At 42.4% G+C, this 15,144-nt stretch carries 11 protein-coding genes; 7 read left to right on the top strand and 4 right to left on the bottom strand.

Annotated features, from left to right (window positions below):
- Positions 1-125: 125 nt before the first annotated feature.
- The gene (locus ACMXYR_RS01065) at positions 126-1,109 is read left to right on the top strand and encodes an HDOD domain-containing protein (RefSeq protein WP_415902574.1); all 984 of its coding nucleotides are present in this window, start codon (positions 126-128) and stop codon (positions 1,107-1,109) included.
- A 772-nt stretch (positions 1,110-1,881) separates the two neighbouring features.
- On the opposite strand, the gene ACMXYR_RS01060 is transcribed toward ACMXYR_RS01065, so the two are convergent.
- Positions 1,882-2,850: a hypothetical protein gene (locus ACMXYR_RS01060; protein ID WP_415902573.1), complete on the bottom strand. Its 969-nt coding sequence runs from the start codon at positions 2,848-2,850 to the stop codon at positions 1,882-1,884.
- 130 nt (positions 2,851-2,980) lie between these two features.
- On the opposite strand from ACMXYR_RS01060, the gene ACMXYR_RS01055 reads away from it, so the two are divergent.
- The 3 genes from ACMXYR_RS01055 to ACMXYR_RS01045 all read left to right on the top strand — a co-directional run bounded on the left by ACMXYR_RS01055 (position 2,981) and on the right by ACMXYR_RS01045 (position 7,053).
- The gene (locus tag ACMXYR_RS01055) at positions 2,981-5,800 is read left to right on the top strand and encodes an EAL domain-containing protein (protein ID WP_415902572.1); all 2,820 of its coding nucleotides are present in this window, start codon (positions 2,981-2,983) and stop codon (positions 5,798-5,800) included.
- Between the two features lie 160 nt (positions 5,801-5,960).
- Positions 5,961-6,332 carry a thiol-disulfide oxidoreductase DCC family protein gene (locus ACMXYR_RS01050; RefSeq protein ID WP_415902571.1) on the top strand — a complete coding sequence of 124 codons (372 nt, stop codon included), beginning with the start codon at positions 5,961-5,963 and terminating at the stop codon, positions 6,330-6,332.
- Between the two features lie 133 nt (positions 6,333-6,465).
- Positions 6,466-7,053, top strand: coding sequence for a TetR/AcrR family transcriptional regulator (locus ACMXYR_RS01045; protein WP_415902570.1), 588 nt, complete (start codon positions 6,466-6,468; stop codon positions 7,051-7,053).
- A 3-nt stretch (positions 7,054-7,056) separates the two neighbouring features.
- Here ACMXYR_RS01045 and ACMXYR_RS01040 read toward each other — a convergent pair whose 3' ends face one another.
- Both ACMXYR_RS01040 and ACMXYR_RS01035 read right to left on the bottom strand, forming a co-directional pair.
- Positions 7,057-8,364: an ABC1 kinase family protein gene (locus tag ACMXYR_RS01040; RefSeq protein ID WP_415902569.1), complete on the bottom strand. Its 1,308-nt coding sequence runs from the start codon at positions 8,362-8,364 to the stop codon at positions 7,057-7,059.
- Positions 8,365-8,634: 270 nt separating this feature from the next.
- Positions 8,635-8,994: a hypothetical protein gene (locus ACMXYR_RS01035; protein WP_415902568.1), complete on the bottom strand. Its 360-nt coding sequence runs from the start codon at positions 8,992-8,994 to the stop codon at positions 8,635-8,637.
- 267 nt (positions 8,995-9,261) lie between these two features.
- Between ACMXYR_RS01035 and ACMXYR_RS01030 the strand changes: the two genes are divergently transcribed.
- Positions 9,262-10,416, top strand: a complete 1,155-nt coding sequence (locus tag ACMXYR_RS01030; protein ID WP_415902567.1) for a PQQ-dependent sugar dehydrogenase — start codon at positions 9,262-9,264, stop codon at positions 10,414-10,416.
- A 142-nt stretch (positions 10,417-10,558) separates the two neighbouring features.
- Here ACMXYR_RS01030 and ACMXYR_RS01025 read toward each other — a convergent pair whose 3' ends face one another.
- A complete protein-coding gene (locus ACMXYR_RS01025) occupies positions 10,559-11,425 on the bottom strand; it encodes a class I SAM-dependent methyltransferase (RefSeq protein WP_415902566.1) in 867 nt (288 codons plus the stop codon).
- 487 nt (positions 11,426-11,912) lie between these two features.
- On the opposite strand from ACMXYR_RS01025, the gene ACMXYR_RS01020 reads away from it, so the two are divergent.
- Together ACMXYR_RS01020 and ACMXYR_RS01015 are read left to right on the top strand one after the other, a co-directional pair.
- Complete coding sequence (locus tag ACMXYR_RS01020; protein WP_415902565.1) at positions 11,913-13,646, top strand: S8 family serine peptidase; 1,734 nt, start codon at positions 11,913-11,915, stop codon at positions 13,644-13,646.
- Positions 13,647-13,964: 318 nt separating this feature from the next.
- Positions 13,965-15,014: a hypothetical protein gene (locus ACMXYR_RS01015; RefSeq protein WP_415902564.1), complete on the top strand. Its 1,050-nt coding sequence runs from the start codon at positions 13,965-13,967 to the stop codon at positions 15,012-15,014.
- The last annotated feature ends 130 nt before the right edge of the window (positions 15,015-15,144 follow it).

The raw sequence follows: 15,144 nt of genomic DNA, 5'->3' as shown, positions 1-15,144 counted from the left end.
TATAAGTAAAGCCTTTATAATGAGCAACCATTCATAATTGTGACCACGATCAGATCACACGTAATAGAAGTCAGCTATTCTTAAGGGACTTAGTAGTAGCACAACCTTAAAAGTTGGTGTTTAGAGTGATTTTTAAGTCCCTATTCAAAAAAAAAGAAGCAAACTCACCTCAAGTTTCAGAGGCAAAACGTAGAGCTCCGCAAGCAACTGCAGAGGAGATCTCTCAGCTTTTTATAAGCACGCTTCTAGAGCAAAATGTGCAAAATGAACATAATAGTATTGGCAATACAAACGAGTTAGATGACAAGCTCGTCGCTAAAGTAATGGCCGAACTTACTAATTTCAATCCCGATACTATTCCTAAGATCGCCAATGCTTCTCTAGAATTGATGGAAGCTTTAATTGATGAGAACGTGTGTTCCTCTAAAATTGTTGCAACCGTCAAAGAAGATCCTGTATTACTTGGAAAGTTACTCCATCTAGCAAATTCTGCCTTTTATCGCTGTAGTAAAACAGAGATTGAAAGCATTGATGATGCTGTAATCATGATGGGCAATGATGAAATAAGAAAGCTCGTAATCAGCACATTGATGGTCGACAACCTGAAAATCAATTCTGTCTATTTCCGATTTTTTGGCGCTAACATATGGCAGCACTCCCATGATGTGGCAACAATGGCTGCTTTATACGCATCCTCTAAAGGGATGAATGAATTTCAGGCTTACCTCAACGGGTTACTTCATGATGTAGGCAAGTTAGTCATCTTTAAACTCCTCATTGATGTTCTTGAAACAGAAGCACCTGGCACATACCCGTCCAAATCCTTCTTCATTGACATCATGGATCGCTACAGTCACAAATTTACCTTGATGGCATTGAAAGAATGGGCACTAAATCCTGATTGGATCAGACCCATTCTTACATATCAAAGCAAGGTTAAATTGGAGAGTATGGACCTAAACAGTCAAGCTCTTTACATAAGCAATTATTGCTCCGAACTCACTCGTCTACGCCAGTCAAAGCTAATCGACGATGAAGAGCTCTCTAGACAGTTGTATAGCAAAGGGATCGAATTAGATATTTATAAAGAACTTATAAATAAACTCTGACAAGGGCAGCACCTGTATTCATTATCATACGGAACCTATACCTCGGACCCTCGTTTCACAAATCATGTTTCAGAATAATCACATCAATATGAAAAACCTAAAACCTTATAGAATGTATTGACATACAAAAGACAAAAAGTATCATACATGCTGCACTGCAACAAAGAGATTAAAAGGAATTGCATAGTATGGACAAGGAAGACGATACATTCTGCCCGCACTGCAGAACTCTTTTGGCGCATGAAAACGGCCATCCGTTACTCATCAAAATATCGAGACACAATTCTACAACTTCATATTACTGCGAAATCTGCGGCAGTATATGGAATCATGGCATCATAGAGGGGTGGGACTTACTCTCACTGGGAAGTCAGACCGAGCAACCTCTCCGTCGCCAAGTATACTAAGGGGTAAGACACCCATGAGAAATTTCGGACTTATCTTTCTTGTGCTTTCATTATCGCTTAACGCACACGCAACAAAAAATTACAGTACCCTACACCAAAAAATTGAACTCAGATTCCAAAGCAAACTCGAGCCTATCGCTTTAGATGCCGCATGGATTAATGCAACAACATTTAAGATTGGCACTACACAACAATCTGAAAACCACGACAAGTTTGCCACTTATGTCTGTGAATCAATCAATAGCCACGGTCTTTACCATCCCAAATTAACCGTTCGCATTATTAACCTTCCAAGACTAATGGCGACAGGGCACCAAGAAATCTTAGCTGAAAAAAACTGCAATAAGCTTACCCCCCCCTGTCGATCATTGAACAATAGAGGGCGAATCGAGAGCCTTATCAAGAATTGAAAAGTTCCAAAAATGCTCTAATTTTTGCTCTTCCGGTTTTTTAATCGTTCCCGCAAATCCATAAAATTCTATATCAGCAGAAAATGCCGAAGTTCGACCACCATCGTTAGAGAAAGCTCCCTCAGCAACCATTTCCTGCACATATTGAAGTATTTTAATGTCTGCCACTTTCGGCAGTAATCCATAGTTATTACGCTGATCCACAATAAATGCAGGCTCTCGATTCATTCGATTCCAAACAAATAAAAGTTCTTCTACTAAAATGCCCAGCTCTTTTTGATTTGCACGGATAAAGGTCTCATTAGCAAACAACGCTTCATCTGTAGCATTAATTTTCTCAATTGGAAGAACTTTAAAAGGGGAATTAGGGCGAGCAATTAACTTATTTTTGCGTTCTGTATCGACAACAGTAGCATGAACTCTTCCATTTACCATGGCATTTGCGCGCACACCAGAACCCGGAAGGTAGACCATTTTCCCGTATGTAATACCGTGCTTTTTGGCCATCATATTAACCAAGGCTTCAGTGCCTGAACCTTTACCATGGGAGTACATATCAACTCCGTCCAACTCCTCCCAACTCGAGTAGAAACGCGTATCTACAACAGGATGGAAGCGCAGCATATTTAACTGGTAAAACATACGAATTGGTGCGCTGGTTTGCTGCACTTTCTGGTAAGGCGTACCCATGCCTATATCAGCTTGTTTATTCAAGATAGTCCTCATTGCCATACCTTCTGACAGCATATAGCTCACCTTGATATTCAAGCCTCTCTCCTTAGCCCTCTCAATAGCAATGAGAGTAGGCAGCATATCTACACCTGGCAAATCATCCAAAGCCACTCGAATCAGATCCGTATTAGCATTGACGTTTGATACACTGACCGCACATAAAAGAAGTAAGCCTTTTAAGAATCTCAGCATGTCATTCCCCATCATTCCGTAAATTATTGATAAGCATATTACATTAGAAGTAGATACATAATCGTCTAAAAACGGTATTCTTTGCCCCAATACATCACCTGATCATGTGGTGCTATAAAGGGGTATCGTCATGAGCACTTCGCTCAAACGCAAGTTTTTACTCCCCATCCTAGCGGGAGCTGCGCTATTAATTCTGAGTGCTGCAATTATTACGCAACTGGGCTTACTGCCAGAACTCCGCTCACAGTTGCACAAACGCGCTGAGCTTATGTTGACGACTATCCGCGCAGCCTCTGAAATCAACCCAGGTTATCAAGACTTACGCCTTGCATTAGAAGAGATCACTCTGCACACCTCTGGTGTTTATGGCATTACACTTGCCACTCTGAACCCAACGATTATTTGGGCTTCGAGCACACATCCAGATGCAGATTTAGATCAACACACTGCAGATATGCTTGAGTTACTTGATAGCAGTGCAGAACAGCATATTTTCGGTGATTTTATTCACCGTAATGGGGATGTAATCGTTATTGCCCCATTAAAACGCTTAACGGACGCCCCTCCTCAGCCAAAATCTTTTGAGCAATTAAAATTACCTCAAGGCGTTGATACCTCTTCGGTATTTTCTCTCAACCCAGATAGCTACGAAGGCATCCTCTATTTACGCTTTAATTGGGCGGAAGCCGAGGCGTTAGCCAACAATGCATTGCTTAATCATATGTTGGCAATTTCCGCGGCTATTCTTTTAATGCTGGTATTAGCAACAACCACTCTTTACAAAGTAATTCTTAGCCCACTAAATTTGATAAGTAAGACCATTCACGCTCAAAAATCAGGCACCCTTGATTCACGTACACAAAAGCTACCTGATGATGAAATAGGTCTTCTAGGCAGTTCGATTAACGAAATGTTGGATGATATTCACAATAGAGATCGTCTTTTAAAGAGCGTGGTAAACCATCTGCCCGTAGGATTAAGCCTAAAAGGGGTTGATGGGAAAAAGATAACCCAGAATGAAGCCTATAGAACCTCTTACTTATCACCCTATTTAGATGGAAAAATCCGAGAAGATTTGCTTAATAAACGGATCGATCTGCAACATAGGGTTATCTCTGAAGCAATTCCTGTTTCTCATGAAGAGCAAATCAATTTAAACAATCGTGAGCGTCATTTTGAAACTACAATCTTCCCAATTTTTAATACTCACGATGAAATTGAATGGTTGGGTACCCTTTGCTTTGAGATAACAGAGAAGAAAGAAAGAGAACAACAACTTACCCAGTTATACAAAGCAGTAGAATCCGTTAATAGTGGCATCGTTATTAGCAAATATGATGCGCCTAATTATCCCATCATTTACGTAAACCCTGCCGTCACGGAATTGACCGGATACTCTGCAGCAGAACTCATTGGCAAGAGCCCCAGCATCTTTAGTCAATCTGCAGAGAATAACAGTGCCTTAGAAGAAATTAGGAAAGCTATTGCTAACCAAGAAACCTGCTCAGTAGTCTTACGCAATAAACGTAAGGATGGCAGTTACTTCTGGAACGAATTTACTCTATCGATCATTACTACGGCCGATGGTGAAGCAACCCACCTTGTCGGGGTTCAAAATGATGTCTCTGAGCGTATAGAAGCAGCGAATAAAATAGAGCATATGGCATTCTTTGATCCGCTCACAGATCTTCCTAACCGTACACTATTCAACGACCGCTTAAGTCAAATAATTGCCGAAGCTCAGAGAGACAAAAGCCATGCAGCAGTCATGTATATCGATCTGGACGGTTTCAAAGCGGCCAACGATAGCTTTGGACATAATACTGGCGACCAGCTCTTAAAAGATGCCAGCAGCCGCATGAAGCTCTGTATTCGAGAACAAGATTCTATCGCTCGTATGGGCGGTGATGAGTTCACGATCCTCATACCGGGCCTAAACCCTGAACAAGTCATCGTTAACCTACCTAAAGTCGTTGATAGAATTCTCAAACAACTTAATACCCCTTTTGATATTTTTAACAATCAGGTCCATATCTCAGGCAGCATAGGGATCAGCATCTACCCTAAAGACGGCCATACGGCCGAAGAGCTCCTCATCAACGCTGATCATGCGATGTACCATGCGAAAGAAAGCGGTAAAAACTCATTCCGTTTCTTCCAGCTAGAGATGAATCAGGCGATTGAGCAACAACAAAAAATTGAATCATCATTGCGAGAGGCCGTTCGTGATAAAGCCTTTAACCTACACTATCAACCACAAGTAGACTGTCATAGTAATAATATATCGATAGAAGCGCTTATTCGTTGTAACCACCCAGCGATCAAACATCTATCCCCTGCGATTTTTATACCTGTTGCAGAACAAACCGGTTTGATTGATGAAATTGGCACTTGGGTAATTGAACAAGCCTGCGCTGATATGGCTGAATTCCAAAGAGATGGCTCAAAGATCAAAAAAATTGCGATCAACATTTCACCTCAACAGTTTAGAAGACAGAACATTGCACAAATTATTCACAAGAACATAAAACAATGTAATCTCTCTATAGGTGACCTTGAAGTAGAGATTACCGAAAATGTGATCATTGATGATTATCAAGCAGCGCTTTCCATATTGAATGATCTGCGATTATTAGGGGTCACAATCGCCATCGATGATTTTGGAACGGGATACTCATCACTGACTTATCTAAAGCAGCTCCCTATCGATACACTCAAAATTGATAAGCAATTTATTGAAGGCCTTCCTCATGATAAAGAAGGCAGCCATATCGTTAAGGCTATTTCAGGTCTAGCGCATGGCATGAACATGCAACTTCTCGCTGAAGGCGTTGAAACCGAAGATCAATTGACCTTTGTAAAAGACGAACTAAATTGCGATCAGATTCAGGGGTATTATTTCTCTAAACCTCTAAGTAAGCAGAGTTTGATGGCATCTGAATTTTATTGAAGAAGTCTCTAACTAAATACCATCTTACATACTTTTCAAAACTAGCAATGACGAATTGTAGTCATCAGAAAAAAGCGTTCCTTAGCGTATATTCATCCTTTAATTTCAAGTACGTTTGAACCACACTTTAGGTAAGCCCTCTTTCACGAGACGGTAAACCATGTCGGATAACCACAATAGAATCACAGTTTTTTATGACGGCTCATGCCCCCGTTGTGTTCAAGATCGTAAAAACTACGAAAGCCAAGACCCTAATGCTGCAGAAGCGGTTGAATGGTTTGATATAACCGATCAAGAGCAAGCACTGATAGCTCTAGGTATTGACCCACAGAAAGCCTTAACCGAGCTGCATATTCGAGACACTGATGGGAAAATCCATTCAGAGTTGGATGCCTATCGAATACTAATGCAAAGAGTACCCAGTTATCGACTCTTAGGCTGGTTCATAAGCCTCCCACTGATCAGGCCTTTAAGTAGCAAGTTATATCATTGGTTGGTGATACGTCGTTTAAGGAAAGCTGGGCGCTTATAAAGATCCGACAAACCATTTCTATTTACCCCCCTCCTTTTAGCATCAAATTGCTGCCCTATACTGTTTACCATGACCTTTAAACGTACTCGGTTCGAAGTTAGGTAACTCGCCCTAGTTGAACGAAGCGTAAATTATGAATGATGCCCAACCTAATCCAGAAAGATTGGACGCCCAATCCATTCTCGACACGGCGTTAGATTTAGCGCAACAGCAGGGAAACTGGTACGACCTCAGTTTGGTCGATATCGCGGAGCATTGTGACACTTCAATCAGCGAAATTTATAAACACTTCGCTGATACCAATGCGATTGCCGATTTCTGGTTTTCACAGGCTCTAGAAACCATGCTATCAGCAGATAGAGAGGAGATTATTGGATTACCTTTTACTGCACGTTTGGACCAGATTATTTGGCGCTGGTTTGAAGCACTAGCTCCCTATCACACGGTAACCACTCAGATACTTAAAGCAAAGTTACATCCACCGCATATGCACCACTGGGTGCCCATGATTTTTGATCTCTCACGCTTAGTCCAGCTATGGCTTGATATGGCGGAGCTAAATGCAGACGGACGACGCCGTCAAATTCAGGAAATTGCACTTACAGGGATTTTTTTGGTGACTTTAAGCGCTTGGTGTCGAGATCAGAGCCCGCAACAAGCTCAATCACATGCCAAGCTTTTGAGATTGTTGGAAAAAGCGGAGAGATCCGGGCAATTCTAATGATTAGACGAGATAAGGTTTGATCAAGGAGGCAATATCTACCTGCGCGCGCAAACGTGCACAAAGTAGGTAAGTACCCGCGAATTTCCGATGCAAAAACAGTACATCTGTCGGCGGTAGATGCATATAGCGCTGACGAACACGTAGAGAGATAGCCTGATTTGCCACCCGCTTAGATAGATCTGAACAGCCAAAATCAAACCATCCCTCTTGCCGTAGAGGTTCAGCAACCATACGAATCATCTCGCATAACCCTTGCCGATAAACCAGATCCTCATCTGCCCGGAGATAACCCAACGCCAATGCATAAGTTTCGATAGCAGGAAGGTCATCATCCCGTGCAGCCTTCATCAATTGCCTTAGCAGTTCGGTAAACTCAGTTGGATAACGCCTAGTCGCCCCAAAATCCAACAAGCCTATACAATCATGATCGGCTTGATATCGATAATTGGCGAAATTGGCATCGGTCTGAACCAATTGCCATTCTAAGACTTCTTTTAACATCAGAGACAACATACGGGTGGCGATCTGATTGCGAACCTGACTCGATTCGCCAGCCAGAGATTCTATAGATACGCCCGGCACAAACGACATTGAGAGTATTTTTGCACTGCTGCGCGAACTATCCACTGTAGGCAATGTAAAGTTGGGATCACTTCCGAGACATCGACTATATTCGGCGATACTAGCTGCTTCGGCTTTATAATCAGCTTCTTGATGCAGCTGCCGTTTCGCCTCATCTAAAAGCGGGGACAGGTCATACCCTTTTGGTACCAACCGTAACAGTTTGAATAAAGTAGAGACATTATTTACATCGCTATCGATGCTGTCACGCACCCCAGGATACTGAATTTTTATCGCTAAATGCTGGCCTTGCTTAGTTTTAGCCTCGTGAACCTGCCCTATAGACGCCGCCGAAATTGGCGTAAAAGAGAAGCGCTCGAACTCGCCTTCCCAACCGTTTCCCCAAGCGTTGTCCAATACATCAACCACTTGCCCTTGTGGCATGGTATGCGCACTCTCGCGAAGAGCAGCCAGAATATCGGTAAGTTCCGGAGGCAGGTAGTCACCGGCCTCCATCGACAACAACTGGCCAACCTTCATGGCCGCGCCGCGCATCTCCGATAACTTATCCGTCAGTTGCCTCGCATTTTCAGGAGTTAGTAGCAGATCAATGGCTTTAACTCTCTTACCAGCTAGCAGTTGGCTCGCGCCTTCAGAGATCATCTCACCTGCGATTCCACCAGCAAGACGGCCCAACTTTAGTAAACGGCTTGCTCGACTTGACGGTATCGGTCTATCTCGGGCCAAAGCGACTTTCCTCTAGGTTATTGCCAGTACGGTTGGCTTACGGACTCTGAATTCAGTATAGGAAAGAGTTTAAACGCGGCTTATAGGAAAGAGTTGGAAGATAGGATAATCAGCATTTGAATAATGCTCGATCAGGGTGCTTTAAAGAATAGAAAGCAGTCAGATTGATAGAAGAAACCTAGCTAGATTTCTCCTATCCATGAACACAGCACTGTGAATCTTTTGGCATATGCTTTGACGTGATAGTAAAAGCTAAGAAATTAAAATTCCTTACTCACAAGGGAAAGCACGTTGCAGACCCCACAATAAAACATACTCAAGATCAGTTTCCTTCCAGAAGGGGCTGTTTCTGGAGCCATCCATCATACGGTATTGCAGTTCCTTCTCGAAAATAGAGACAGCATGTTCTGGACCTAAATCTACCTTTTCTGGCTGACAATAAAGAGGCGATTGGCTCAAGCCTTCAAGGTTAACATTTGCTGCTGTATAAGCATTCAACGAGGCAGCTAGATAGATATCAGTTTTATCACTCTGTCTGTAGTTATCCGCTTTCTGCCAATCCGCCTTAGCTTGAAACGATGTAATCAGCGCAAGTCCCACCAACATCGTGGAAATCTGTTTCATGCTCATATTTTTTATTGTCCCTTTTATTGTTAAGCCTATCTTTCACCTGCAAAAGGTACCAGTTCACAAAGAGAGTAGCGAGCTTAACGTTTTGAAAGCAAAGCCCTATTTCGAATCTAAAGATCTTTTATAAGCAGATTCTGTAGATACTAAATCAGTTATCTCACTTACTTTTGTTTTAAACTAATCTTAATGATCTGATTTCTAAAAACATAACGTACGGATTTTAATTATTCATCACCAGCCAATAGCGTATTCAATGAGGCCATTTCGATGAGAGCGTTAGACTTATATAAACATCCTATTCTTGAGGTAGTTTTCACTGTTTTAGCTGGACTAGCTTTATCACTGTCCGCCTCAGCAGCAACCCAACTAAATACAAAGATCATAGCTCAAGGCATCAGCCACCCTTGGGGAATGACATGGATAAGTGATCATGAACTTTTGATCACAGAAAAACAGGTTGGTGGTTGGATTGTCGATACAAACACGGGGCAAAAGCAAAAAGTAAGCGGCTGGCCCAACGATATCAACCCTGACGGTCAGGGCGGACTGTTAGACGTACTCAGTGATCCTCTGTTTGCAAGCAATCGAAAGCTCTATGTCAGTTTCAGCCACCAAGACAGATCGAAAGGATCGACCACTCGCGTAGCCTCCGCCGAACTCAGCCCGAACCTCGAATTAGACAATTGGACAGTGTTATTCACCGCTCTCCCCTACAGCAATAAAGTCCACCACTATGGTTCCCGCCTTGCGCTAGCAGATGACAACCTATTTATCAGCGTGGGAGATAGAGGGCAGCGCCACCGCTCTCAGGACCTGACCGATCACGCAGGGAAAATCCATCGCATCAAAACAGATGGCAGCATCCCCAAAGACAACCCATTTATAGGCATGACCAACAAATCAGGCGAGCCTATCCCAGAAAGTATTTACAGCTATGGCCATAGAAACCCACAGGGAATGTTCATCGATTCTCAAAGCAATATCTGGATCCATGAACACGGCCCTAGGGGCGGTGACGAACTCAACTTAGTCCTTAAAGGAAAAAACTATGGCTGGCCCATCATTACTTATGGCAAGGAGTACTGGGGACCATCAATTGGTGAAGGAACACATAAAAAAGGGATGCAACAACCGGAATATTATTATGTTCCCTCAATCGCTCCCTCAGGCTTAATCCGTTATGAAGCAAACCTATTCAAAGAATGGCAAGGGGACTTTCTACTTGGTGCATTAAAAGGTAGCCACCTGAATCGACTGACCGAGGCTAAAAACACCTCTTCAGAAAGGGACAAAAAATTCGAAGAGCACCGTTATCTAGAAGATTTAGACGTCCGCATAAGAGATCTAGAGGTGGATAAACAAGGGGCGATTTATATTCTGACTGATGAAGGAAATGGCAAATTGATTCAAGTAACACCTTGAGGAGTTCAAACCACCGGCCAATCGGTATAGAGCAAGTTCATAAGGCACTGTGACTCACCCCATTTAGAAACATGCATAATAACGGTCAACAATGAACGAATGGATATGAATCGCCCTCAATTTTATTGCTCATGATTAATAGTCACGAGCTACCTGAAATTTTAAGGGTAACTTTCATTGATGCTGGCAATAGTGGATTAAAAATTAAATAATCCGTAAACCTAGCAACCTTTCTAATAACAGAAAATATAACCCTAAGCGGAAGATAATCCGGCAAAACATGCCGCAATGGCACTAAAGCAGCCTGATCGATAACCGGCTCAGCAAAACCTTCACTACAGACTCTAATCTCCTTAAAATTGTTATTAAAAATCTCAGCTATATCATCGTGAGAGAATGTATGCACGTCGATTTGGTCATGCTCCCAATGAAAAAGTCGCTCTCTTGAAAAAGAATTTCTAAGCCTATTTATCAATACCAGCGGAAACTTAACCATATTCGTTACAGCTGCACCAAAGTAACTAGGTTCACCTATGATGATAAACGGAGCCTCAGGTTTAAGAACCCGGCGAACTTCAAGCATAAAAGCTACCGGATCTGGCAAATGGTGTAAAAATGCACACCCAACAACTAAATCTAGGCTATTCGTCTCAAAGGGAAGCTTCTGCATATCAGAGACGATAGTCTCTACTTCAACACCGTGTTTCAATGCTGTACTTTCCAGCACTTGTAGACTCTTACTGCTAATATCTACTGCCGTTACTTTTTCAAAACGCCCGTCCAAAGCTAGTTTTATAGATATGTTCCCAGTGCCAGCCCCTAAATCAACAACCCTCCCTTTGGCAGGCAAAGGTCTTCCCAAGACTGACTCTAGCTCTAAAACTGTATTTCGAACCTCTAATATTGAATGGTTTACCCCCATGCGTTCATCATAATTATCAGCTTCTACCTCGTCATGAAATCGGCGATTCAAATCTAGTATTTTGAGCTTATCGACATTAGTTTTCATTTTAAAAACCTCTATTGACCGTTAAACAATCAAACAGCAATAAACGCACCAAACAAAAAACACATAACTATCAGACAGTTAGATAAATACACGAATAACATTTCGCATTTTGCGAAAAAAAATGCATCGCATTTATGCACTTCATCATCAAAATCCAGAAAATATATAACCTCAAAGAGACGAGCCTTTCCGATTCAATTTTGTTACAAACTAAGATCAATTCCTCTAAATATTGACCACAGAAAAACACACCGTAAACGCTACCGGCGCACATCTTCATCTCAGATAGATAGCCAACAAAAACAAAGCGATAGAGCGAAAATATAGATAAAATTTTAATAAATCTTTTCTATTAATATTTTCTAAAGTAGATAAAATCGAGGCATGATTAAATCCTATTAATATTTAACTTTTTTGATTTTGGTTCGCTTATTGCAGCTTGAATATTCAATAGAGATTTTGAAATGAGAACTAATGAGGAACAATCATGCCTTCCTTCAATAGATTAAATACTCCAAAAGCAATTCTAGCTTCGCTGCTGCTTTCATCTTCTCCCATGTACTTACACGCAGCTCCTTCTGCAACAGGTACGGATCAATTGATTGTTAAATTTGACGACCAATTTGCAAATGGTCGGTTTGAAGCAGATCGCCTCTCTCAAGCAGCTGGCGTCCCTATGAGCTTTCTCCGCGAAACAGCAAATGGCCGGCTAATTTTTCAACTTGATGAACTAAAATCACCTAACCAAGCCAAAGGTCTAGCAAAGGCATTATCTAAAATTGAAGGTATTTCCCATGCGGAACCAGACATCCACATGGTTCCTTTCGCACTTCCAAACGACCCCCTGCTTCAAGATTACCAATGGCATTACTTTGGGCCGAACTCCAGCCCAAGTGAACCAGGTGGGTTAAATGCTACACAAGCATGGGAAAACCTTGATGGCAGCTATCAAAAAGCGGTTGTAGCCATTCTTGACACCGGAAGCACTGATCACTCAGATTTAAACGCTAATACCATTCCAGGTTATGACATGATCAGCTATGTCGACATAGCTAATGATGGTAATGGCCGTGATTCTGATCCGAGTGATCCTGGAGATAATACCGATCCGACACAAAGAAGTAGCTGGCATGGAACTCACGTAGCAGGCACTGTCGGTGCAGTAACAAACAATGGTAATGGTTTGGCCGGTGTCGGATATGACCGCGTTCAACTAATGCATGTACGCGTACTTGGTGTCGGTGGGGGAACTTACTCAGATATTGCAGATGCCATCCACTGGGCAACTGACAACGGTGCAAATGTAATTAACATGAGTTTGGGTGGAAGCAGTAGCTGTGATCCCAACTCGTCAATGCAAGCAGCTATTAATTATGCAGTCTCTAACAATGTAAGCGTTGTTGTCTCTGCTGGTAACAGTAACACCAATACAGCGAATTTCACCCCAGCAAGCTGTTCAAATGTTATCAATGTTGCAGCGGTTAACCGAAGCGGAGGCAAGGCAAATTATTCCAATTATGGGGACCTTGTTGATGTAGCGGCACCCGGTGGTGAAGGTAGTAGCAGCAATAGCACATACGTAATTTCGACGTACAATGACGGTGTAACAAGTCCAGGCAACGAAGGATACGTAGGTATGGTCGGCACGAGTATGGCCGCACCACACATCTCTGGATTGGCTGCCTTGCTTTACTCTGAAAACACTGGGATAACTCCAGCAGAGATTGAGCAGCTTATTAAAGAAAACTCTCGTTCTTTCCCTGCTACTTGTAACGGTTGCGGTACAGGTATCGCTGATGCGCATTTAGCAATGCAATCACTACCTACCGGAACCCCTACAGATCCAGAACCAACACTTCAGCCACCGAACGCACCTACGTTCCTAAGCCCTTCCGCAGAAGCTGGCAACGTGTCCTTATCTTGGATTGATGTAGATACAGAAGAGTGGTACGAGTTACAAGTTAGTAAAAAAGCGCGTGGTAAGAAGTGGGGGGCATATTCTGAATTGCTAAATGCTGATAATAGCCAAATCTCCGCAGATATCACTGACTTTACCCATAGCCCAAGCGACGGAACTTATAAGTACCGTCTACGAGCGTCCAATAGTGCGGGCTCCTCTGAATGGGTATTGAGTGAGCAAATTAGCGTCGATTCTAGTAGCACTGACGATGGCTCAGATGATTCAGGTAATACAAAGTGTCATCCAAAACGAGGTTGCTAACCCGCTAAATAAAACGCTGCAAAGCTTTTCTTAAGCTATTTGGCTCTGCATACCGCTTCCGCTTCCATTAGGAGGCGGTTCTCTTATTCTCCAACCCCCCTCATAGTAAGGTCACCCACACATAATCTCTGACATCATTTTTGTCGTGTTATTGACTCAAACTCACCATGAAAAAATAACATATCAATAATCATGGACAGATTGATGAAGGTAACCACACTTAATCTAGACCCTGCTAATAGACCCCGTATATACCTATCTGATACTCGGCCATGCTAGCAATAACCCACTCCTAATGACGTATTAAAGGAGGTAGCTATGCTTCGTACTATCAAAGCAACCTTTTTCTTAATCATGATAATAATCGCACTCCCAGCTTACGCTGCAAAACCACACACAAGTGACGGCCTTGTTTGGAACGGTAATAACTTTCCAAGCGGCTCTCACTTCAACTTGATGATCCATGGAAAAAAAGCTGATTTTAACTGTCCTCCACCTGAGTACGATGAACTTTCTAATCTCATCTTTGGTAACGTGATTAATGTTCCCCGTGATCCCGAAGAAAACATATCCATTCTCATAGAGTCAGGCCGTAAAGGGCCAAAAAGCGCACCTACGACTTCCGAACTTGAGGTAACTGATTGGTGTTCAGTGTTCCCTGATCATCCTGACAACGAATACTCTGTAGGCGATGCTGCGAGCTTTAGAATACCTAAGGACTCGGAAGGCTATATGGTCTTTGCAATGGTTACGGGTAAACCCACTAAAGATGATGGAACAAGCACTCAAATTGTTATACGAGGGTGCCTTGAAGATGTTCAAGACGAAGCCGGAAATGAACTTTTGATGCTTGGCCTAATAACAACCGATGGCGACTCATACGTCCCAGAATGCCCAACCTATAGCGAACCAACAACTCTTGTTAGGACTGACTCACTTAAAGGAAAAAAAGTAAAAGGGGCAACCAATATCACTCAATTATTCCAATGGTCCGGTGATGTATATAGTTTAGGTGATGTTGCATCTTGCGGAACGCTTGAGAACCCTTGTGATCCTACCGAAGATACTATTGTTTGTTGCTACGAAGACGACTCTGATGAAACTACAGGTGTGTATGCTGGTTGTATCGAACCAGCCTTAGATGAAAATAATTACACTTATTGCCCAGTAATCACTGAAACCAATACTTATGACGTTCCCGTTTTAGTCAGCCTTAATTCATACTCTGATACTTGGGTATTCAACATCGGCGACTTTGTCGACTATCTATGGTCCATAAGTAATGACGGTGCTTATAACGTTCAAGTTAGGTTTTACCCATTATCAAATCAATCTTGGTGGGACTCTGATACCGATTCAATAAAATAAATATTAAAGCCCCTGACTTCAGGGGCTAGCCCCTTTACAAGACCCTAATACGTTTTTCACTTTCTCCGTATATCGATTGGATAGAGTTAGATAAAATAAGAGAAGCAAGATCCGCACTCATGTAGGGCGG

This window comes from Neptuniibacter sp. QD29_5, from assembly GCF_047778125.1.
Classification (GTDB): domain Bacteria; phylum Pseudomonadota; class Gammaproteobacteria; order Pseudomonadales; family Balneatricaceae; genus Neptuniibacter.
The sequence above is the reverse complement of the archived record's forward strand: the minus strand, read 5'-3'. Positions and strand labels throughout refer to the sequence as shown.